This window comes from Paenibacillus sp. JNUCC32, assembly GCF_014863545.1.
In the GTDB taxonomy this organism is placed as follows: domain Bacteria; phylum Bacillota; class Bacilli; order Paenibacillales; family Paenibacillaceae; genus Paenibacillus_AQ; species Paenibacillus_AQ lautus_A.
Genome location: NZ_CP062260.1, coordinates 4,018,322 through 4,040,889, shown reverse-complemented (window position 1 = coordinate 4,040,889; position 22,568 = coordinate 4,018,322). Strand labels below are relative to the sequence as shown.

Annotated in this window: 23 protein-coding genes; 18 read left to right on the top strand and 5 right to left on the bottom strand. The window is 43.7% G+C overall.

Annotated elements, in window-relative coordinates; all coding sequences use genetic code 11:
- Window positions 1–149: 149 nt before the first annotated feature.
- The 4 genes from JNUCC32_RS18225 to JNUCC32_RS18210 all read left to right on the top strand — a co-directional run bounded on the left by JNUCC32_RS18225 (window position 150) and on the right by JNUCC32_RS18210 (window position 3,944).
- Window positions 150–1,331 (top strand): phosphotransferase, encoded by a 1,182-nt coding sequence (locus tag JNUCC32_RS18225; RefSeq protein WP_192569373.1) that lies wholly within the window; start codon window positions 150–152, stop codon window positions 1,329–1,331.
- A 92-nt stretch (window positions 1,332–1,423) separates the two neighbouring features.
- The gene (locus JNUCC32_RS18220; RefSeq protein ID WP_192569372.1) at window positions 1,424–3,136 is read left to right on the top strand and encodes an HAD-IIIC family phosphatase; all 1,713 of its coding nucleotides are present in this window, start codon (window positions 1,424–1,426) and stop codon (window positions 3,134–3,136) included.
- Entirely contained in the window at window positions 3,133–3,363 is a 231-nt protein-coding gene (locus JNUCC32_RS18215; protein WP_192569371.1) for an acyl carrier protein, read from the top strand. The genes JNUCC32_RS18220 and JNUCC32_RS18215 overlap by 4 nt, the downstream gene beginning before the upstream one ends.
- Window positions 3,360–3,944, top strand: coding sequence for a GNAT family N-acetyltransferase (locus JNUCC32_RS18210; RefSeq protein ID WP_192569370.1), 585 nt, complete (start codon window positions 3,360–3,362; stop codon window positions 3,942–3,944). Before JNUCC32_RS18215 ends, JNUCC32_RS18210 begins: the two co-directional genes overlap by 4 nt.
- A 489-nt stretch (window positions 3,945–4,433) precedes the next feature.
- Here JNUCC32_RS18210 and JNUCC32_RS18205 read toward each other — a convergent pair whose 3' ends face one another.
- Window positions 4,434–5,711, bottom strand: coding sequence for a nucleotide sugar dehydrogenase (locus JNUCC32_RS18205; RefSeq protein ID WP_192569369.1), 1,278 nt, complete (start codon window positions 5,709–5,711; stop codon window positions 4,434–4,436).
- 94 nt (window positions 5,712–5,805) lie between these two features.
- Window positions 5,806–6,819 (bottom strand): glycosyltransferase family protein, encoded by a 1,014-nt coding sequence (locus tag JNUCC32_RS18200; protein WP_192569368.1) that lies wholly within the window; start codon window positions 6,817–6,819, stop codon window positions 5,806–5,808.
- 206 nt (window positions 6,820–7,025) lie between these two features.
- Between JNUCC32_RS18200 and JNUCC32_RS18195 the strand changes: the two genes are divergently transcribed.
- The 5 genes from JNUCC32_RS18195 to JNUCC32_RS18175 all read left to right on the top strand — a co-directional run bounded on the left by JNUCC32_RS18195 (window position 7,026) and on the right by JNUCC32_RS18175 (window position 11,776).
- Window positions 7,026–7,400, top strand: coding sequence for a hypothetical protein (locus JNUCC32_RS18195; protein WP_228468778.1), 375 nt, complete (start codon window positions 7,026–7,028; stop codon window positions 7,398–7,400).
- 102 nt (window positions 7,401–7,502) lie between these two features.
- Entirely contained in the window at window positions 7,503–8,609 is a 1,107-nt protein-coding gene (locus JNUCC32_RS18190) for a DegT/DnrJ/EryC1/StrS family aminotransferase (RefSeq protein ID WP_192569367.1), read from the top strand.
- Complete coding sequence (locus tag JNUCC32_RS18185; protein WP_192569366.1) at window positions 8,610–9,683, top strand: Gfo/Idh/MocA family protein; 1,074 nt, start codon at window positions 8,610–8,612, stop codon at window positions 9,681–9,683.
- Window positions 9,684–9,876: 193 nt separating this feature from the next.
- Window positions 9,877–10,857 (top strand): glycosyltransferase, encoded by a 981-nt coding sequence (locus JNUCC32_RS18180; protein ID WP_192569365.1) that lies wholly within the window; start codon window positions 9,877–9,879, stop codon window positions 10,855–10,857.
- Window positions 10,858–10,882: 25 nt separating this feature from the next.
- Window positions 10,883–11,776, top strand: coding sequence for a UDP-3-O-(3-hydroxymyristoyl)glucosamine N-acyltransferase (locus JNUCC32_RS18175; protein ID WP_192569364.1), 894 nt, complete (start codon window positions 10,883–10,885; stop codon window positions 11,774–11,776).
- A gap of 79 nt (window positions 11,777–11,855) precedes the next feature.
- Here the strand turns inward: JNUCC32_RS18175 and JNUCC32_RS18170 are convergent, their stop codons facing one another.
- The 3 genes from JNUCC32_RS18170 to JNUCC32_RS31605 form a co-directional block, all read right to left on the bottom strand.
- Complete coding sequence (locus tag JNUCC32_RS18170; RefSeq protein WP_192569363.1) at window positions 11,856–13,310, bottom strand: class I adenylate-forming enzyme family protein; 1,455 nt, start codon at window positions 13,308–13,310, stop codon at window positions 11,856–11,858.
- On the bottom strand, window positions 13,307–13,540 hold the full coding sequence (locus JNUCC32_RS18165) for an acyl carrier protein (protein ID WP_192569362.1): 234 nt from the start codon (window positions 13,538–13,540) through the stop codon (window positions 13,307–13,309). The genes JNUCC32_RS18170 and JNUCC32_RS18165 overlap by 4 nt, the downstream gene beginning before the upstream one ends.
- Before the next feature lie 166 nt (window positions 13,541–13,706).
- Window positions 13,707–13,826: a CHRD domain-containing protein gene (locus JNUCC32_RS31605; RefSeq protein ID WP_228469005.1), complete on the bottom strand. Its 120-nt coding sequence runs from the start codon at window positions 13,824–13,826 to the stop codon at window positions 13,707–13,709.
- 200 nt (window positions 13,827–14,026) lie between these two features.
- Here JNUCC32_RS31605 and JNUCC32_RS18160 point away from each other — a divergent pair, with 200 nt between their 5' ends.
- From JNUCC32_RS18160 to JNUCC32_RS18120, 9 genes are all read left to right on the top strand, one after another.
- The gene (locus tag JNUCC32_RS18160) at window positions 14,027–14,833 is read left to right on the top strand and encodes a glycosyltransferase family 2 protein (protein ID WP_192569361.1); all 807 of its coding nucleotides are present in this window, start codon (window positions 14,027–14,029) and stop codon (window positions 14,831–14,833) included.
- 130 nt (window positions 14,834–14,963) lie between these two features.
- Complete coding sequence (locus tag JNUCC32_RS18155; RefSeq protein ID WP_228468777.1) at window positions 14,964–15,968, top strand: glycosyltransferase family 2 protein; 1,005 nt, start codon at window positions 14,964–14,966, stop codon at window positions 15,966–15,968.
- A gap of 12 nt (window positions 15,969–15,980) precedes the next feature.
- Window positions 15,981–16,709: a glycosyltransferase family 2 protein gene (locus tag JNUCC32_RS18150; RefSeq protein WP_096775351.1), complete on the top strand. Its 729-nt coding sequence runs from the start codon at window positions 15,981–15,983 to the stop codon at window positions 16,707–16,709.
- 28 nt (window positions 16,710–16,737) lie between these two features.
- Window positions 16,738–17,445: a sugar phosphate nucleotidyltransferase gene (locus JNUCC32_RS18145; RefSeq protein WP_192569359.1), complete on the top strand. Its 708-nt coding sequence runs from the start codon at window positions 16,738–16,740 to the stop codon at window positions 17,443–17,445.
- A 40-nt stretch (window positions 17,446–17,485) separates the two neighbouring features.
- Window positions 17,486–18,613: a CgeB family protein gene (locus JNUCC32_RS18140; protein WP_192569358.1), complete on the top strand. Its 1,128-nt coding sequence runs from the start codon at window positions 17,486–17,488 to the stop codon at window positions 18,611–18,613.
- A 346-nt stretch (window positions 18,614–18,959) separates the two neighbouring features.
- Window positions 18,960–19,724: a GT-D fold domain-containing protein gene (locus JNUCC32_RS18135; RefSeq protein ID WP_228468776.1), complete on the top strand. Its 765-nt coding sequence runs from the start codon at window positions 18,960–18,962 to the stop codon at window positions 19,722–19,724.
- Entirely contained in the window at window positions 19,721–21,055 is a 1,335-nt protein-coding gene (locus JNUCC32_RS18130) for a glycosyltransferase family 2 protein (protein WP_192569356.1), read from the top strand. The genes JNUCC32_RS18135 and JNUCC32_RS18130 overlap by 4 nt, the downstream gene beginning before the upstream one ends.
- 23 nt (window positions 21,056–21,078) lie before the next feature.
- Window positions 21,079–21,342: a hypothetical protein gene (locus JNUCC32_RS18125; protein ID WP_041621943.1), complete on the top strand. Its 264-nt coding sequence runs from the start codon at window positions 21,079–21,081 to the stop codon at window positions 21,340–21,342.
- A 1-nt stretch (window position 21,343) separates the two neighbouring features.
- Entirely contained in the window at window positions 21,344–22,546 is a 1,203-nt protein-coding gene (locus JNUCC32_RS18120; RefSeq protein WP_192569355.1) for a glycosyltransferase, read from the top strand.
- The last annotated feature ends 22 nt before the right edge of the window (window positions 22,547–22,568 follow it).

Sequence of the window (22,568 nt, the reverse complement as noted above, 5' to 3'; positions counted from 1 at the left end):
TGTTTATCCAGCGCCCTTCCGCATAAAGATCCAATTATTCGCAGGATGTAAAATCGCGTATACGGAATGTTAAATCGCGTTTTTTTAATGTCATGTCGGAGGTCCTCCACATAGGATATAAAAGGAATACGGAGTGGAGGATCGCGGATATGGTGAAAACAGGAAATTCGGAAGGGTTCGAGCAAGGTCGTGCGGATGGATTTAAAAAGGGAAAAGAAGATGGATATAATAAAGGGCTTGAGGATGCACAAGCCTTATTGGCAAACCCGCCTCTTAACGATATAAGTCTGAAGTGGCGGGAGCTTGGATGCGCTGATCAGATTGCAAAACATTTCGGATCTTCCGTTGTTTTGAACGACGGAAATATGGAGTGTTTGAAAGAAACATTCAAGAGTGCAATCTGGAAACTCGAAATTACGGCAAACGGACAAAAATATCCAATGATTTTAAAGATATTCAAAGCACCCGTGAACGAACAGAAACTTATCGAGTTAAACATGTACCGAAAAGCAACCCATATTTTATCGGATCTGATACCTAACATATATCTGATCGTGGAAGGTATGAATGGTGATGATGTATGGGTGTTCATGGAGTTCGTCCCTCAAGTAAAGGGTCAGGTTATCTTTACACCTGATTATTTCGACCGGATTATCCCTTCCTTGGCGAAACTTCACGCGCTAACCTATAACGACAATTTTTATAGTCATTGGGAAACATTCGAGGAATGGCTCCCGCTTTACGATTCCCCCATTTCAACGCAAGAACGCCAGAAGACGCATCAAAAAACTATAGAGTATCTGGATAAGGCAATGGAACGTCCCGAATTAAAGGCGAGGCTGGAGTCCAGCTACGTTAATGTCCGTACCATGTTACAAAAGGGACCTATTTATTTTCCCGAGCTTCTGCAGGCAGGTAAAAGCATCATTCACAATGATCTGCAAACACCGAATATCGGCTGCCACAATGTAGCCGAAGAGAACTGGAACATTAAGTTTATCGATTGGGAAGGTGCACGTTTCTCACCTTGCTGGTTCGATATGTTTAATTTAATGGGTGTGTTTTTTGCATACCGCAAGGACTGGAGAGGCGACGAATATGCCGTAATTGAACGCTGTGCGCCTTTATATGCCGCAGAAATGCTCAAATATGGAATCCGGTTCGATACGGACCCGGTTACGTTGTACAAAATGGCCTATTTGCAGCGCGTTTTGGAACGCAGCTTGTTCCAGCAGCTTTTTTGGGGCGTGGAGGATCTGAAGACGGTTCATTTATTAGATCATTATTTAGAAAGAATCAATGTGTGGGGTAAAGAGCTCGGGTTATATTAATGCCAATGGCTTAGTGGATAGGATCCGGGAGTTTCAGAAACATTGGCATGATGGCCAGGTCAAAGCTCTGAAAACAGGAGGGAGGTATAGGAATGAATCATGTGTTAACCCGTTTAGATTTAGCGGATTCTCTGCTGTGCTCCCTTCCCTCCAGGAGTCGGATTGCAGGAAGCCCGAAGCTTCCAAGCATTCGAACCTTCCGAATACGAGTTGACAGAACGATGCCCTTTGAGTTTGTTGCCAATTTGATGTCTCCGTTTTGCGGATTATGGGAGGCTGATGTCTGTTTTGATTACTCGGATTATGATAGCGCTCTGCCCGGTATTGGAGGGGAAGCTCAGGCGGATGTATATATCATCTGGTTAGATTGGCGGATTTACGCCCGCTCTATGAGTGCACAAGAAGCTGCACAATGGCTGAATGAACGGATCGTTAAACTGCGAATGGTAACGGATAAACCGATCTGGATAAATAACTGGCCGGAGTCCTTGGAAGATGCCGATAGGGTGCTCAGCTTCCGTGCCAGCGACCGTGGATGGTTCCGAAAGTTAAATTCGTTTTTGTTGGGGGCGGTTGAGAACAACACGGGCTGTGTTCTGATCGATTTAGCCCAATTGGCCCATGAAGGCACCGAAACCTTCTATGATTATCGGAACGAAGAAATCAGCAACTACCCATTTTCCAATCAGGCAACAACGATTATTTCCCGTCACCTTGGCGTCCAGCTCTTGCCCGCTTCCTTGGTTCCGAGGCTTAAAGCGATTGCACTGGATCTAGATGATACGCTATATCACGGAGTCCTGGGAGAAGAAGGAGCTGAAGGGGTAACGTTAACGGAAGGCCATCATCGGTTGCAAAGGCTGCTGCTTCAACTAAAACAATCCGGAATAATGCTTACCTTATGCAGCCGCAATGAGGAGGAAGATGTTAAAGCACTGTTCAATGCACGCACCGATTTTCCGCTGAGATGGGACGATTTTGCCGCTGTTCGTGCAAATTGGCAGACAAAAGCAGAGAATCTGAATCGGCTCTCTCAAATACTGAATATCGATCCGTCTGCCTTCTTGTTTGTGGATGACAATCCGGCGGAATTGGTGAAGATGGCTGCAGCACTACCGGAGGTACGCCTTCTCCGTGCCAAACGAAACGGTGAAGAAACGATGCTGGGTTTATGTCATTTTCCCGGATTGTATCAACTTCACCGGGATGACATTGCCGTATCCCGAACAACGGATATCCAGGCCAATCAGGCAAGAGAGAAGATCAGGCAAACAGCATCGGATTACCATTCCTATTTAGACAGCTTGAACATGGTCATTACCATTTATGAGAATGAAGCTTCCCATGTCAAGCGGCTGTATGATCTAAGTCATAAAACAAATCAGTTTAACCTGGCTCTAAGGCGTATGACAGAAAATGAAGCAAATGACGTTATGGACGCCTCCAAATACGTTACGATTACGGTTGGCCTATCGGATATACTGTCAGACAGCGGAATTATCGGCACCTTTGTATGCAGGTTGAATGGCGAACAAGCGCATCTCATCGAGACGCTTTTTAGCTGCAGGGCGCTTGGACGTGACATTGAAACGGTAGCCTTTGCCTGGATCTTGGAGAAATTGATGGATCGCGGAGTGCAGCGTATCCACATTGAGATGTCCCAGGGGCCGCGGAATGCCCCCGCCTTGGACTGGATAAAGCGTTTTGTTGAGGGCTCGCCGGAACAGCTGCCGCTTAGGGATCTCTATGCACGTGTAAAAGCTGCTTGCGGGAACCATCCTGCCAGAGTGGAGGTAAATCGATGACGGAAATACGCAAACAAATTGGGTCGATCTTATCCGAGGTGTTGAACATACCAATACCGCCTCATGGTAATCCTAGGCGGGAAGAATTGCCGAATTGGGATTCTTTAAAGCATATGGAGCTCATTCTTCGCCTTGAAGAGCAGTTCGATGTTCGCTTTTCCATCAGGGAAGTAGCGGGTATTCAAAGCTTGGATGACATCGCCAGGATCATTGAGGTGAAGTCGTGAACCACAACATCACCGTTGAACGTTTCGGCATTCGATTAAGACCGATTACGATGGACGACGCCGAATTTATTTTCAAGCTAAGAAGGTCCCCTGAGTTATCGAAGTACATCGGAGAGATCGACTCTCGTTATGCTGTGCATGAAGCATGGTTGAAAGAATATTTTCATAGAGAGGGCGATTATTACTTCTGCATTGAGCTTCTCTCGGGAGTGCCGATCGGAACCATCGCGATCTATGATATTGATGGTCAAGCCGGCAATTGGGGAAGATGGATCATTTCCCCTTTGATTCCGGCTGCGCCAGCCAGCGTTTGGCTTATATTTCATATCGCATTTGATATTTTGGGTTTGTCCAGTGTTTATTCCAACACGGTAATTGACAATGCAAGCGTCGTGTCTTTTCATGACAATTGTGGACTGCCCCGTACAGGGATCGAACACGGCGGTTTAACCATAAAAAATGTTTCTTATGATATGGTCATCCATACGGCAACAAAGGAGAATTGGCCTTTAATTCAAGAGCGATTGGAGAAACCAGCTATTTTGGCAGAACGTCTGCTTATGGAGGAGACCGATGAATAATTTGTCCGTGGTCTATTTTAATATTGTCCAACCTTCTTGCACGTTTTGAGACAGCGAAACTATTCGCTGTCTTTTTTTGTTACGGATGTTTGTTATCTGCATAATCTTTGTAATGGGGGATAGTGCTTGTACTACATTTTTACCTAAGAATTGAATCAGTCTCCAAAAGCCGCGAGCAAAACTTTTCATTACGAAGTCAGAAGGCAACGGGAATTAGTATATTATCTGTTGATGCTGCGTTGAAACTGAGGAAAGCTCCTGCTCATTCAATGCCGACATTGACTCCACAGTGTGCTAGACGATAAAGCCTCCAAAGTGCTCCGTCTTCCATGTCTGAACTTATAAGAGAGTAAACAAAAATCATCGAGACCCCGTGTATGTTAAAAGGTATACTTAAATAAAAAGTATGATTAGATTATGTAACGTTAATCAAAACCGCTCGTTTCCTAACGGAAACGAGCGGTTTGTTATATTACATTGATGTTCTTCTTACCTTCCCCCGCCTAAGCGGACAACTTTGGCTTTACCACTTAAACCTTGGGTTATATTCCGGGTATCATATATTAATGGGGCATGTTGTAAAATGGATTCTACTGGCAACTGGGAATGATCAGTAGCAATAATAACGCAATCCGTATTAACGAGATTAGCCTTGGAAAGATCTATACTACGGTATACCGATCCATCTAAAGTAATCTGTGGTACAAATGGATCATGATAATCGAGAGAACATCCTTTATGGTTTAATTCGCGCATAATCTCAAGGGCAGCAGACCCCCGTATATCATTAATGTCTTTTTTGTAAGTGATTCCTATAATTAATATCCGTGCACCCTTCAAAGTTGAGGAGGGAAGATGTGCTTTAATTTGTGAAGCGATATATGCAGGCATTTTACTATTAATGTCTACAGACAATTCAATAAAGGAACTGCTTAGCCCGCCATCCTGTACTTTCCATAGAAGGTATAAAGGATCAACTGGTATACAGTGCCCACCAACGCCAGGACCAGGTGAAAATTTCGAAAAACCATATGGTTTCGAACCGGCTGCTTCGATTACCTCCCAAGCGTCGATTTTCATAAAATCACACAGGGTGGCGAACTCGTTTATAAATGAAATATTTACATAGCGATATGTGTTCTCCAATAATTTTGCTAACTCTGCAGCTTCTGTAGAGGATACTGCAACGACTTGATCAAATATTCTGCTGTATAACTCATAGACCTTTTGAGCACAGGCTTCGGTTACACCGCTAATAATTTTGGGAATTGTCTTAAACGGATAACTCTGATTGCCAGGATCAATTCGTTCTGGGGAATAACCAAGGTAAAAATCTTTGCCAACTTTCAGCCCTTCTTGTTCCAGAAGTGGCAATAGCAATTCTCTTGTAGTCCCTGGATAAGTAGAGCTTTCCAGAATGATTAATTGCTCTTTTCGAATGTGTTTATTTATTTCATTGCCAGCTGTAACTAAAAAGCTTAGGTCAGGGATATTTTCTTCATTAAGAGGAGTTGGGACACAGACAACGATAACGTCAGCTTCGCCTATAACACGATAATCATTCGTAGCGGTAAAATTCCCCGAAACTACCTCAGTTGCAAGAGTATCATTTTGTATATCAACCACATAGCTTTTGCCTAGCCGTATAGACTGAACCTTTTCCATGTCAAGGTCTACTCCTACAACTCGGTACCCTTCTTGGGAGAATGTAAGAGCGAGTGGAAGTCCGACATATCCAAGACCAATCACGGCAATTGTACGGTACACGATAATCCCACCTTTGCAGTTGAATTATGCTATAGTATTCAACGACGAAAAGATTGGATACGGGGTGTCTATCTATTTTTCATAACCAGAATTTTTATAATTCGGTATAGATTAACTTCAATTCCTCCGCCAAATTCCGCGAATCGTAATACTTTTCCACATATTTTCTGCCTGCCAATCCTATAGAGTGTCGTAAAAGAGGTCTTTTGATAAGGTGCTTAAGCACATCATAACAGGTTGTCGGATTGGCGTTGACAATCGGTAAAGACGGTGGGTATTTCCTTTTCAGATCGTCACGGATAAAACACACTACCGGTTTCCCCAGTGCCATACCTTCAAGTCCGAAAACGCCGAACGAACCTTGAAGAAGCTGATCGATGATGATGTCAGCCCTACGATAACTGTGGATGGCTTCCTCGTGGGTCACATTTTCGATTAAACGAAAATCGAACGGGATTTTTTTTTTTCGAAGTCGTTCGATGGCCTCTAGAACATACTCCGTACCCTTCAAATAGGTATTAGTCGGCGCGTGAATAATTAAAGGCTTATCGTTCTTTTTGGAAGGATAGACGGGATTGAATTTATCTAATGTAATAAATTGTCTAAGAACGTGAGTATGCTTGTAGTACTTTTCTATATAGGGGAAAAGTTCGTAGTCAGCGACTATGGCGTGATCGATATATTTCGACAGCTCGTTTAACTTATGAATGATGTTTTTTTCTTCTCTTCTACGTCCGCTTTTTACACGGACAAACGGATTATCGAAGCTTCGGGCGATTGACAGCATACGCACATCAGAACCTCGATGCTGAACGACCAATTTTTTACCATGACTCTTTAAAAAGGCCAGATCGGACCTATCCTTGAAGAATGTTTCGCCAAAATGGAAATGAAAAACGTCATAATGTTTAACGGCCTCCACAAGAAATTTCTCCCGCTGCCTTTTCCTTTCCGAACCGCTCAATCGCTCCAGGTGGAGGCATTGATCAGTTTGTATCAGAACACTGCGCTCCCTGAAGTGACACGAGGTAGCATCGACTCCGATTTGACGCACCGCATTGCACATTTCAATCATTTGTCTGCCAACCGGAAGATGGAGTACTTTCATCCCAGATTACCTCCTCTCAAAAAAAATTCGTCGCATTTTTCCGCCAATATCTTTATATGTTTATGAACTAAGACTGGACTGGGTAAACATAATCTCCTTACAAAATATACGTATGCCGTTACACAAGAAATACGGAAGTCATATACTGACTTAGGTTTTTCAATGGGGAGGTGATATGCCGTGATACTTGTTACAGGTTGTGCGTGATGTACTGTCTGCTGTCATGGAATAACCCCTTATTTGAATGTGAAGCTGTGGGAAGTTATCAATATAGCAAGTATCAAGCCATTCGGAATTACCTTGATTATCCCGGAGTGGGTATTGGTGGTCATTGTATTCCTGTTGATCCGTTCTATCTACCATGGGAAGCAAAAGAATATGCGAATGATATAAGAGAATTTTCTGCCCTGATAATCATTGAAATCTTGCAGCGGATGGGAACCAAAATTTCCTTATTCGGTCCCTTTGGTAAAAAATGCGTGACGGTGGAGGTGCCTTCCTTACATGCCGCTTACTTCGTCCAATATGAAGCATGCGGACTGCACGATCATTTTAATCGCTCATTCCAATATTTCTTATAATCATGTTGTAAAACACTCATACCTAGTTTTTGATACTAGAAATGCGAATCCTAGAATGGAGGGACGTAAAAACATCTAAAAAAAAAGAAGGAGGTGAATATTATGTTATTGCTATCTGATTTGGCCCGGCAATTTAGTTCCATCAAGGAAGAATTGCTCCTCAAATGGGGTACTTTTATTGACAGTGGTTCATACACGATGGGACAATATGTCGCCTTACTGGAAGAGCAAGTTGCTGAGAAGACAGGAACTTCCTATGCAATTGGTGTAGCCAATGGAACCGATGCTCTCGTTCTTACTCTCGATGCTTGCGGAATTGGCGAAGGAGATGAAGTGATTACAACCCCTTTTACCTTTTTCGCGACAGCGGAGGCCATTTCTCGAAGAGGGGCAGTACCAGTATTCGCAGATGTCGATCCTTTCACTTATAATATCGACCCTAATCAAATTGAAGCACTTATCACTCCCCGTACGAAAGCGATCCTTCCTGTTCATCTCTTTGGCCAGCCTGCCGACATGGCTAGTATTAATCAATTAGCAAAAAAAAACGGTCTTAAAGTTATTGAAGACGCATGCCAAGCGTTTGGCGCTACATTCAATAGCAAACAGGTCGGAAGCTTATCGGATATTGCTTGTTTCTCCTTTTTCCCTACGAAAAATTTAGGTGCGATGGGAGACGGCGGCATCATCGTTACTTCAGACCCGGAATTGGCTTCGACCATACGTCAACTTCGTCATCATGGCAGCTCTAAAAAGTATTATCATGATACTATTGGCTACAACTCTCGGCTTGACGAGCTCCATGCACTCACCCTGCTCACAGCTATCAATCATGTTGATAATTGGAATACGAAGCGGCGAACTTTGGCGGCTCGTTATCACTTGTCCCTAAACAATCTACCGTATTTAAAATTGCCCTTTGAGATGAATGGTGCTCGAAGCGTATATCATCTATATTGTATCGGATCAGATGAAAGAGAGCAGATTACAGCAATGTTGCGAAAAGCAGAAGTTCAGACCGGCATCTACTATCCTTGCCCGCTTCATTTACAAAAGGCGTATACCTCTCTGGGGTACCAACAAGGAGACTTCCCGGTCGCTGAACAGCTGTCGAAACAATTATTCGCAATCCCCCTTCATCCTTTCTTATCTGTGGCAGAACAGGATGTCATCATTTCATTACTACAAAACTACAGGGGGAAAAAATAAATGACTGTTATTTCGATTGGCCTGATAGGTTGTGGATCGATTGCAGTGAAACATATTGAATCGATTGCGCGCTTTCCGGAAGCAAAGCTGGTTGCCCTGTGCGACGTCAATACAGCCCAGATGAAGGAGCTCGCTGACTTATGGTTTTTGAAACGGGGAGAGAATGAAAGCATTATTAAGTATAGCGATTATGAGGAGTTGCTTGCCGATCCTTCGATAGCCATTGTCGTCATTGCCACGATATCCGGAACGCATGCTGCAATAGCTAAAGCAGCGCTGCAAGCTAATAAGCATATTGTGCTTGAGAAACCGGCAGCTCTTTCCTTACAGGAAGTGGATGAATTGATACAGCTTGCCGCTCAGCGGAAACGAATTGTGCAAGTGTGCCATCAATTGCGTTATCGTCCATTGTTCAAAAAAATAAAAGAACTTATTGCTACAGGAGCTTTAGGAAAAATAGTAACAGCATCCGTGAAGTTGAGAATTTTTCGTCCTGCCCATTATTTTCAGCTTGCGCCGTGGAGAGGGACTTGGGAGCACGATGGTGGGATGCTCCTTAATCAAGGTATCCACGCCATAGATCTATTACAATGGAATATCGGTATGCCTTCTCAAATTTACGGTGGATTATATTCTCATAATCGTACTACTAAGGAAACGGAGGATGTAGCGATTGGCCTCATGATGTTTCCGAACGGTACTCAAGCTATAATTGAAGCCAACTCGGTAACGCCGCCAGAAAATTTGGAGCAATCACTGTTTTTGCTGGGAGATAAGGGAACGATCAGTATTAGCGGGTCGAAGATGGAGCGAATAGACCGGTGGTATATAGAGGGCTACCCCCACGCAGAAGAAGAGGCATTATTGCTGTTGCAAGACAAAGATGAACATGTGTCTATGTATCGAGTAATGATCGACGCTTGTCAAGGGAAGCATAGCGGGGATCTGGTTACCCTTGAGGAGAGCAGACGTTCGTTGGAACTTATCTTCGCCTTGTATTCGTCTGCCACTAAATCCGAAATTCAACAATTGCCGCTGGATGAATTCTCCACACTTCAAATGAAGCTGAAATAATGAGCTCACACTGTTGTGAGTGAACCTACCTATTTAGCTTGATCGATATGACCAGAGGATAGGGTGGTTAGCATATATTGCCAAACGCCGTCGCAACGCACGGTATTAATGAATATGCTAGACCAATTAATGCATATGTAAGCGAGAGGAAGATAAAGCCGATTGTATGATCAAAATTTACTGAGGTGTAAATATGGATAAATTAAAAATACTTTTTCTTATCAAACCTTTTGATACTATGTATGCAAAGCATAAACAAAAATTTGAATCGATAAGAGAAATCGAAAAATTCGCAACCGTTCGATATTGGTATGAAGATGGGAATATTTTAGAAATCTTAAAAAAGTTAAATTTTCAACCTGATTGTATCGTTCATTATGATATCGCTTGGGGCTATGCGTTTGCCCCTCGAATTACCGGTCTTGATCAGGTGGATATTCCCAAAGGTTGTTTTGTTTTGGATAAACATTATTCAAAAGAAACACGGATAGAATATATTGAATCCAATAAAATTGATATAATTTTTTCTAGATCCAAACAACGTTTTATCGAAGTGTTTCCGCAATATTCAAACAAACTAAGATGGCTGCCCTTCTCAATTAATCCTGAAATAATGAAAGACTGGAAACTAAAAAAAGATATAACCTATTTACTAATGGGGCAGGTTTTTCATAAATCTAGGGAACTAAACAAATCAAAAACTCGTGAAGGCAGATATCCTTTTCGAGAATCTGTTTTGAAAAAAATGCAAAATGTAAAGGGGTTTGTATTCCGGCCTCACCCAGGTCATAGGGTTGCGTTTAATAAAGATCTTTATGTTGATATCAAATACGCAAAAGAACTAAATCGTTCAAAAATGTTTTTCACCTGCGGAAGTGAATTTAAAATTCCTGTATTAAAGTTTTTTGAGGCACTTGCATGCAATACATTACTATTAGCAGAGGCCAATCAAGATATTTATGAATTGGGTTTTAAGGATGGGGTGCATTTTGTAGCATGTAATAAAAGTAATTTTTTGGAAAAAGCAATGTATTATAAAGAAAATAGGGATGAACGAAGAAGAATTTCGAAAAAAGGATATAAATTTGTTCAGAAGTATCATACAAATAATGTTCGAGCGAAACAATTTGTTCAATATATCAAAGACTTTATTAAAGAGAATAAGAAAAATTAATGTTAGAATAAAGAGGTAGTGAAGTATGTGGCTATCAGAAATTGAATCACTAAAAAATTATGTAAGTAAAGATTGCGAAATAGATAACTTAGGCCCCCTTGATTCTACTTTGCCGAATTGTCTCACTTTTGCTGAAAAAGATTTTCAGATCAATCGTGCAATACGTAATCCAAATGTAGCGGCTATCATCATCTCACAAAATCATAAATTTTTTATGGACGAATACCCTTCAACAAGTTGGATCGTCCACCCTGATCCTAGAATGTTGTTTTTTAAAACACACAATTTTCTAGCTAAAATGACCGATTTTTATAATTTTGGAAGTAAGTTGCCGCAAATATCGGCAAAAGCGCTGATCGATCCCACCGCCTATATATCCAATATTGGTGTTGTAATTGAGGATGATGTTATCATTGAGCCTAAGGCTGTCATTTTAGATAATGTGACTATAAGACGGGGAAGCATTATAAGGGCAGGGGCAGTGATAGGTTCAGAAGGATTTCAACATATCCGTGGGAGCAATGACATTTTAACGGTTCGCCATGCGGGAAGAGTAGAAATCGGACATGAAGTTGAGATCGGGTACTCCTCATGTATTGATAAGGGATTATATCGAGAGACAACCCTAATTCAGGATCAAACTAAAATCCATAATTTAGTACAAATAGGTCATTCCGTACGAATCGGGGAAGGAACTTTGATCGCGTCAAATGTTGTTATAGCAGGAAGGGCTGTTATTGGAGATCATGCATGGATAGGACCAAGCGCATGTATAAGTAACCGAATAACAATCGGAGATCATTCAAACATCCATCTGGGTTCGGTTGTGATTAGTAATGTAAAAGATGGAGAGCATGTCTCAGGTAATTATGCCATTCCACATCAAAAATTTTTAAGCTTTATGAAATCCATTTTATAACATCCGATAAAATGCCCTTACTTGATTGATATACAAATATAAAGACACTGACCGTGTTAGGGTAGTGTCTTTACTTTTGTCATTTTTTCAATAGATATCTTTTTATTTTCCCGGAGTTTGTCTTAGGAATACTATCAACCCATTCGAATATTTGTGGTATCTTATAGGATTCAATTTTCCCTTTTAAAAAATAGGCGATTTCTTTCACTGAAATTTTTTCGGAATCTCCAACCAAACAGGCTTTAACAACTTCTCCTGAGAAGCCGTCAGGATCTGCTACACCTATACAAGCACAATCAAGAATATGAGGGTGTTTTATTAATGCTTCTTCCACTTCTGCAGGAGAGACCTTTCTTCCTCCAACATTAATGATATCCGTTTTTCTGCCAAATAGATAAAAGAATCCTTCTTTGTTTTTGAAACCCATATCTCCTGTCAAAAACCAACCATCTACAAAAGATTCCTTAGTTAATCGATCGTTATTAAAATATTCCTTCATTACGTTACTTCCTTGAATCGCAATATGCCCAACTTTGTTATCCGGTAGAATGTTGCCCTTATCATCTAAAATCTCCATCTTGATGGAGCCGACAGGTTTTCCAATGGAATCAAGATCTTTTGAAGAAGAATGAAACTCAATAAATGCTGATCGCGAAGCTTCCGTTAGACCATAATGCATACAAATACGTGTAGTCGGCAGTAAACGCATTAACTCTTTCTTAAAGTCAACGGTCATTGGAGAACTGCCAATTTCTATATAATTAAGATTCCTTAGTAATTCGCCTGCTCGATCACCCATCATATTAAATAAAAGAGACAAGCCGGTAGGAACGGAGCTGAAACCGGTGGCATTCCACTTGTTGATAGCCATAATAATGGATTGAAGGTCCAAAAAACCATCTGTTATTATCAATGTTGACCCGCTTAACATATTGCATCGTAACCTTCCTAGACCAAAAGAATGACTTAAAGGAAGAGGTACAACTTCAACATCTTCTGCTCCATTACCAATAAACATATTAATATTTTTGGCAGTGGAAATAATACTGCTATGAGTTAGGACAACACCTTTGGGTTTACCTGTCGTGCCTGTAGTAAACATGATATCAGCAACAGTATCACAATCAGGAAAATTTTGCTTATCCCTTATTTTAGGTGTTTGTTCAACAACAAGATCTTCAATTGACCTTGAGTTTGAAATTGGTTGTGACATAAAAATAGCTTGAGGCAGAACAGTGCGTATAATGTAATCGAAATTGTCCTTTGTAATATTGGGATCAATGGGTACCGATATTGCTCCCAATAAATGAGTTGCAAAATATCCATATATAAAAGAAAGTGAATTAGAAGCCGAAAGAACAATCTTAGCTCCTGGGTAGACTCCAATACTTGTAAGGAATAATGACGCCGATACTATATTCTTATAAAGTTCACAGTAAGTTATTGTCTTCTCTCCTTTAATTAAAGCCACTTTATGCGGATTATGTTTTGAATGAATGTATATCGCTTGTATTACAGTAAGTGGTTCTTTCAAGATACCTCCACTCCTTTATTTCCTAAAAGCTTTTTTATATCTAAAACCGTTTTAATTATCATTATTTCTTCAAAGGCTATTGATATTTGATATGTTTTTTCTATTGCAATGAATAAACGCATATTCCCTAATGAATCCCATCCATCCAGTTGTCCAGGACCGTGTGTATCCAAAACATTTATATCGTCTTTTAAATTAAACGTATTTTTAATAAGGGATTCTAGTTTCATTCCGATAACCCCCTGATATCAAAGATTATAAAAAAACAGTTAACATATGAATACAATTGAATGTGAAAAAGCCATTTATTAACTGTCTTTATCCACTTGTTAATAGTCAGCCAGAATAAATTAGCCATTCGACAAAACCTAACAACCCGGTATCGCCCACTTATTTTTAAATGGACTGAAACTTTGCTTTTAATAACCTACCGCCGAACTGGCCGCAAATTTCTCCGTTCGGATTTTGGATCGTGCGAACATTAACGTAGGCATTACCTCGCTCGAATTCACGGATCAGGTCTCGAATCGTTCTGATAAGTCTTCACTCCCTTTCATCGTATTACCTGTAGTTTATGCGTTGAGAAAGATAGCGGTATGTTCGATGGTCCATGGACGTTTTATTTCGGTGTAAGGTACGAACGCCGTTACAGTAAATAAACCTATACATAAAATGAGGAGGAAGTGTTCTTAATCCCAACTTGGCAGGTGAGAAACATGTCGAAACGAAGTCCTGCGAGTCCCGTTAACAGAAAAAAGAGGAGAGGATCCTTGTCCCCGATCATAAATGCCGAGTTTCCGAAGGTATCCGTCATCATTCCTGCCATGAACGAAGCGAAGACCATTGCGGCAGTCATTCGGCAAGCCAACCAAGTGCACGCCAACACAGAGGTTATCGTTGTTGCCAATGGTTCAACGGACGGTACGGCAGAAATTGCTCAGAGCACCGGAGCGAGGGTGATCCACCTGCCGTTTCCGCTCGGTCATGACGTGGGACGAAGTATCGGCGCTGCAGCGGCTAGAGGAGACATCTTGCTGTTTACCGATGCAGACATCGTAATCAAAGCAAGTGATATGACCCCTTTGACAAAAGCCGTAGAAGAGGGGGTGGACGTGGCTTTGAACAAGTATTTGGGTCCGACCGATAAACATCACGTTCACAGCGTTATCCTCGCTAAGCATACGTTAAACATTTTGGTATCCAATCCCGATTTGAAAGGAGCTTCACTTACAACCATTCCACATGCAATGAGCCGAAAAGCGGTAAATCTGATTGGTATCGACAATTTGGCCGTTCCTCCGAAAGCTCAAGCAATGGCCATTTATAATGGCTTGAAGGTACGGGGGATTCATTACGTGGATGTAGGAAAAAGAAATCCCAGGAGGGGTAGAACCAGAGGGAATGATCCCCTTGAAACCCTGATTGTGGGGGATCATTTGGAAGCAATAGATTGGTTAATCTCTCAATCCGGCATGCGGGGAAATCGATCGGATCTCGCACGAAAAAGAGAAAGCGTGTGGTGATGAGATGGTGCGAAGAAAGCGGAGACGAGGTATGATACCCGCCTCAAGTTCTTTAAGGAGAGCAATGAAACGCATAAATAAAAGAGCAAGGACCAAGAGAAAACGGAGCGGTCATAAATTAGGGGCTCTTATGTTCAAGAATCGCCGGATTTCAAACGGAGCGGTCGACAATTGGAATGAGAGAGCTTATGCTGCCGGTTATCAGCAAGCGGCCCATGAAGTTTCAACAACGGCGGATACACCCCCACATATCAAAGTGAACGAGAGCTGGAATCGCTGGTACCATTCAGTCAAACCGCTGCCATGGACGGTTTACCACGCAGCGGCGTCCAAATTTGTGGAAGGACACAGTAAGCATTCCGGAATATATCTAGGAAATGCCGTTCTCCTGCCGACGGACAAAAGGGTAGCGGCGATCGTCTTGGTGATGAACGAGAAAGACACGATTATTAAATTGCTGGAGCAGCTTCATCGGCTGCCGCTTCATGAAATCATTTTTGTGGTGAACGGATCCACCGATGAAAGCTTTGAAATGATCCGAAACCAATCGAAAGCCATCATTGTACACTACCAACAAGCTTTGGGACACGATGTTGGCAGAGCGGTCGGGGCGAAGTTAGCCGATTCTGAAATTCTGCTGTTCCTTGATGGAGATGTTCCGATATTAGCAGAGCATCTCGTACCTTTCATTGATGCCATTGAACAGGGTAGCGATATTGCCTTAAATGATATTTCTCCATTGATCGGGATGTTTTCCAGCAGAGACTACGTAACCATAGTGAAGGAGTTTATTAACCGATCCATGGGCAGGGCGGATCTCGAAGCCAATTCGCTTACCGCGGTACCTCACGCGATAAGGAAGGAAGCTGCCCAAATCATCGGATACGCCAATTTATCTGTCCCACCGAAAGCGCAAGTCATCGCCCTTGAAAAGGGTTTGAAAATAAATGCACCAGCCAGCGTAGACGTGATTACGAAAAATCGGCTCCGAGCTCGAAATGTCGGACAACAAAATGCAGTTGCCGATTTGATCATCGGAGACCACATCGAAGCTCTCAAAACGGTATTCGACATAAAGGGGCCGCGGCTATCTTTTATGGATCAGATTAGACAAAGGCAGCTAACCAAGGTTTAGAAGGTGGTAGCTATGAAAAAAACAAGCATCATTATTCCGACTTTCAATGGCAGGGAGCTGCTAAAGGATTGCATTTATTCCATTAAACGCCATACGAATGAGCCTTACGAGATCATCGTTGTTGATAATGGTTCCTCCGACGGCACCGTTGACATCTGCCGTCAGGAGGGGATTACCTTCATTTCGTTGGCAAACAACATTGGCTTTCCAGCTGCATGCAACAAGGGTTTGAAAATTGCAACCGGCGATACGCTGCTCCTGCTGAATAATGATGTCATCGTCACCCGCAATTGGTTGCAGAATATGTTGAATTGTTTGAACAGCGAAACCAAGATCGGAATCGTCGGGCCGCTTACCAACTATGCAAGCGGAAAACAACAGATCGATATGCCTTATACCAGCTTAGAAGAGATGTCGAACCAGCTGAATGAGCCGGATGCCAGTAAGTGGCTTCAAGTGGATCGAATCGTAGGCTTATGTTTCCTGTTTAAACGGGAATTGATGGATCGCATCGGACTGCTGGACGAACGATATTCACCAGGTCATTTTGAAGACGATGACTATTGTTACCGGGCCAGGAATGCGGGGTATACGTTCAGGATCGCGGGCGATGTTTTCGTTTTTCATCATGGGAGTGCCAGCTTTGCCAAGCAGGACATGAGCCAAGTGAAGCATCTTATCGATACAAACAAACAAAAATTCATGGATAAATGGGGCGTCGATCCAACGATCTATGTATAATCATCTATTTTGCGAAAGGAAGGATTATATGAAGGGCGTCATTCTGGCAGGAGGTACGGGTACCCGGCTTTATCCACTGACCAAAGTCATAAATAAACATCTGCTGCCTGTCGGGAAGGTTCCGATGATATGTCACGGAATCGAGAAATTCAAAAAAGCGGGCATCGAGGAAATTCTCATCGTGATCGGCAAGCAATCGGCTGGTCTGTATACAGACCTGATCGGCAGCGGAAAAGAATGGGGAGTAAGCGTCACATTTAAAATCCAGGAAGAAGCCGGGGGGATTGCCCAAGCATTATACCTTGCCGAACCGTTCATAACACCTGGCGAAAAGTTCGTTGTGCTTCTTGGCGATAATCTGTTTGAGGATCATCTAATCACCTTTGTGCAAGCTTTTGAAAAACAGGCCGCTGGAGCGCGCGTGCTTCTGAAGAAAGTTCTTGATCCGAAGAGATACGGTGTTCCCGTCTTGGAGAAAGACAACATCGTCATGATCGAAGAGAAGCCGGAGGAGCCTAAATCCGATTATTGCGTAACCGGTATTTATATGTATGATTCGACGGTGTTTGAAACGATCCGAACCATAAAACCATCGGCACGAGGCGAATTGGAAATTACCGACGTGAACAATGTGTATGCATCGAAGGGGCAGCTTACCTATGACATATTAGACGGATGGTGGACGGACGCCGGAACCTTCCAGTCCTTGTACCAAGCCAGTGGCCGATTGTGGTGAACCCTATTTCGGGAATGAATAAATCCGGAGGCCTGACCGCATGAGAACAATGAATGAGCATTTGCTGCTTCAGGGGGGAGAGCAATCCGCCCAGTTGGAAGGATACAGAAATGGTTACTCAGTGGGACGGAGAGAGGGATACAGGCTCGGTTTTTCCGATGCGGTAATAAGGTCCTTACCCAAGGAAGAGGAGCAGGTCCGCGATCTCCGTATTCTTTATGTCACTGCAGGCATTGGCGTTCCTTATCCTGCGCTGGATCAGGCGGTGACTGACGCATTAAAGGGACTGGTCAGAAGTCTCTCGGTTGCGAGCCCTTCAGAAGATATCGTCCTTTTGGCTAAGAAATTCCAGCCGGACCTAGTACTTGCTTTAAACGGTGTCGTTTTGGAAGCCGATACGCTCAAAGCGCTCCGGGATAGCGGATTTAAAACGGCGATTTGGTTTACGGATGACCCGTACTATACGGACTGGACGGTTTCGATCGCTCCCCGTTACGATTATATCTTTACGCTTGAATCCAACTGCGTATCATTTTATCGCGATTTAGGTTGTCAGCATGTGTATCACTTGCCTTTTGCAGTCAATCCGAACGTATTTTATCCGAAGCATGTGCCGACCTCCAATCAGACCGATATTTGTTTTATCGGAACGGCCTATTGGAACAGAGTGGAGTTAATGGATCATCTGGCCCCGATATTGAATAATAAAAAAGTCGTCATTTCCGGATGGTGGTGGGACCGGATGAAACATTACGCCCAGCTGTCCGACAAGATTAAGCTCGGCGATTGGATGACGCCGGAGGACACGGCAACGTACTACAATGGAGCCAAGATCGTCATCAACCATCACCGTTCATCCGATGACGATACAATCAACGCCAACAGCAGAAAGGTAAAGGCGCTTTCCGTCAATCCCCGCACGTTTGAAATATCCGGCTGTGGCACGCTTCAGTTATCGGATATCCGCCACGATATGGATCAGTTATATTCCCCAGGTACGGAAATAGAAACCTACGGCTCTTATGATGAACTGATGGATAAAATCGACTATTACTTGCGTCATGAGGAAGAGCGACAGCGAATTGCTTTAAATGGCTTGATAAGAACAAGAAAGGATCATACCTACCATAAACGATTGAGCACGATGCTTCGTATCATTTTTCCTTGAGTCAAGCCAAATTGGATTGTTATACCCGTTTCCTAATGAGTTCCAAAGAATATATTGTGCGTAAGACGGGGTGATCATCATACGGCAGCACTTAGAGAAAAGAAGACACAGGCCGGTAAAGAGGCGACATAAGCGAAAAGTTATTCTTCAGAGAACAAAAGGCCAAACGCCAAGCGACTGTACCCAGAAATTGCTGGAACAAGCGGCAGCTTCGTTTAATGAAGGCTTTGATACCGGCTACGACCAGGCGATGATGAGGTCGCGGCCTTCGGAACCCGAAACGATGGCAAAACCAAGCTCGGGAGAGGAGTACGCGAAGGGATTATATGAAGGAGGAGAAGGGATCGTGGACTCGATACTCCCGGAGCTAGAGATTCTTCCTGAAATTTCGGTTCGCCAGATTATCGAAGCTGGTATGGAACAAATGAGTTCTCAATATTATCGTCTTCTAAGCGCGGCGGAGGTTGCAAGGAGGCTTAACGAAGCTTTGGATTCAAGCTCCCCGTTGTCCGTTATCCGCTTAGGGGATGGGGAACTGCTTACGCTTGCGCAGGAGTTGGTTTTGAACACGGACGAAGTGCGTAAAGAAGGACATTTTTTAAGTTATGCCGGTGTTCGTTTACCTGATCTAAAAGCAAGAGATATGTTGGCAGCCTCCGTGAGAAAGGCCGATATCGTTGGCATTCCCAAACTAAGATTGCCGAACTTTCAACCTCTGGGCTTTTCGGTTTTTAAAGCGCATGGCATTGATTATCGAAAGTTGCAACTAACGTTATCGACGGTCAACTATGCATTGCATTTGGAAGGTTTACTGGGAGGGATCCTTGCAGGACGTCGAGTTCTCGTGGTGGGCAATTCCGCTCCCGGTCTTTCACGGGTGCTGTCGGGCCGCGGAATCAAGGTGGCGGGCACGGTGGCCCCCGTGGAAGGTATCCACGATATTCCCAGAATCATGGATGAAATTCGAGGGCATCCATTCGACATCGCGCTGGTGGGCGCCGGCATTCCGGCTGTTATCATTACAGAGCGAATTGCCTCCGAGCTCGGAAAGGTCGCTGTCGATTTCGGGCATCTGGCTGATTCCTTAGCAAGCGGGGAAGCAACCTTATGAACCGTATCAGCCATCATAAAACGGACGGTTACAACGACGGGTTTAACAAAGGCTTCCATTCCGGCTACAAGGATGGATACAGCCGGGGGCGGCATATGGGAATATCCCAATTCAGGAATGTTTTTGAGGGTACAAGTATCATTATACCGACCTATAATCAGCTTCCTTATTTAAAAGAATGCATTGAAAGTATCGCTCAATATACCGGCACGCCGTATGAACTCATTATTATTGATAATGCATCCGATGACGGAACTGCGGAATTTCTCAAATCTTCCCAAGGGCTTCGCTTTCGAATCAATGAAGAAAATTTAGGCTTTGCAGGAGCTGTAAATCAGGGACTGATGATGGCAAAAGGAACAACGTTGATGATCTTAAATAATGATTCCGTTGTAACGACCAACTGGCTCACGAATTTACTCGTCTGTCTGCACAGCGACCCGCAGTTCGGGATTGTCGGTCCGGTGACAAATTATATCAGCGGAGAGCAACTTATTCATGTAAGCTACCACGATACCGCGGAGATGCAGCAATTCTCCAAATCATACAATCACTCTAATGCGCACAGCTGGACCGTTACAGAACGCTTGACAGGTTTTTGCATGTTGATTCGGCGTGATGATTTTTACCGATTGGGTTATTTTGACGAGGGCTTTGAGATCGGCAACTGTGAAGATGACGATTATGGGCTGCGTGCCCGTCTTCTTGGAATGCAGCTCATTATCGCCAAGGATACGTTTATTCACCATTATGGCAGCGTCAGCATGAAGACGTTAAATTCCAGATTCGAACAAGTGTATGCGAATAATCTTACTTTCTACTCCAGCAAGTGGGAAGATCCTCATGAGATGTTGTCCCTGAAGTGGCAGCGGAGCTTAAACCGGGACATGAAGCTGCGGACCGTTGATATGTATCCGACGTGTGTCTTCGTGACAGGGGCAGACTCGGTAATCTATTGGATTGAGAACGGAATCAGGCATACGATTCATGGAGCCGTCGGCATTCAGGCAGTACGGGTTTCACAGGTTGATCTCCGCTGCTGGCCGCTCGGGGATCCCATGGCTGCGGAGGAAGCCGTTGGGCGTATGAGGACTGTGTATTTTCCATCCACGGAATCTTGGGAGCAAGAAGGCAAACTGATCAAGCATAAGAACGGCAGCGTTTATCAGTACAAGGGGAATCGGCTGCAGCGATTCCTGAATCGGCTCGTCTTAGCGGCTTGGCGCCTTGATTTTTACGAGCCGCTGCTAGTGAACGAGCACGAAATCCAGCAATATGGGGAGGAAATTCCAATCATTTCTCCTCCGGTGATTAAGGCGGATAACATTTAATTAAAGAGAAAAGGGTGAGACGGATGAGAGCAAGGAAAAAAAATGGCGGTGCTGCGTTGAAGAGAAAAGGAATCCGTGGAAGAGGCTTAAGAGGGAAGGGGGCGAATCGAGTTTTTGGGGGAAAGAGAAGAAAAGGTCCAGGAAGAATAGCTCCGCGACAAACGGCTGCCGAATACAATCAATCCTATGATGCGGGGTTTGATAAAGCGTATAACGAAGGATTTAACGTTGGTTATGCGGAGGGTATGGAGGCCGGTCATCAAGAAGCTTATAAAGGAGAAGGATAAGATGGCTTTAAGAAAAAAAATAAGGCCTCGAAAGCGAGCTGGAAAACGAAAACACCATCCTGTTCGTCTTAGCGCATATCAAAAGGGCAGTTTAGACGGTTTCCAGCGGGGAAAAGAGGAAGGGCTCGCTCAAGGGCGCGCCGATGCCCAGAAAAGGTCCCAAACCGCTGTTGCCGTCATCGAGACGGCTCTGCCCAAGATGGACGTTCTGGTTATCGCGGCAGGCATGATACCGTCGCTTGAAATCGGCGTTATCCAGCCCCTCCAAACGCTGAATAAACAAGAGAACCTGCAATTCGACGTGAAACTGGAAACCGACGTGACCCACGAAATGATTGCGGCCGCGAACACGATTGTATTCGTTCGCAATGTGGAACCGGCGGCCTATGCATTACTAGAGCTGGCCCATCAGCTGAATAAAAGGACGGTCTATGTTATTGACGATAATTTCCTGGAGATTCAGCCAACAACTCCGGTGGGCGAATATTACAACGATCCGATCCGTCGAGAGACGTTTATTAAGTTTTTGAAAAATACGCAAATCATTAAAGTCGATGCTCCTGATCTCGGCACCTATATTCATGAGCGGTACAATAGACACGTGATTTACTTCCCTGCCAGCATCGATTTCGAGTGGCTGGACCAGAACGAGAAGGCGGATAAGGATCAGGGGCAAGTGGTCATCGGTTATGCAGGAGGGGACAAAGAGGAAGATTTCGTGCCCGTCATTTCAGCGTTGAACAAAATTTTGGATTATTACGGGGGGTTCGTGAGATTAGAATTTTACGGCTACCTTCCGCCTTCGCTGGCTGATCATCCAAGCGTCAAATATGAAGGCGGGGGGATGGAATACAAGGAGTTTTTGAAAAAGCTTAATAAGAGCAACTGGAACATCGGGATTGCGCCGCTTGCCAACAATTCATTTAACAAGGGAAAAACGAATACCAAATTCCGTGAATACGGTGCCTGCGGCATTCCGGGCATATACTCGAAGTCTCCTGTTTATACGCATTGGGTCGAGCAGGGCGAAACCGGCTACTTGGTTGAGCATACCGAGCAGCATTGGTATGAGGGAATCAAGGCCATGATTGAAGATCCGACGATGCGGCAGAGAATCAAGGAGAATGCGCATAGGTCAGCCCGGCAGCATTTTTCGCTTCAGACATGCATCGATAATTGGAAGAGATATATCTTCAAAACGTAAAATCGGGGGAGAGAGCGGGAAC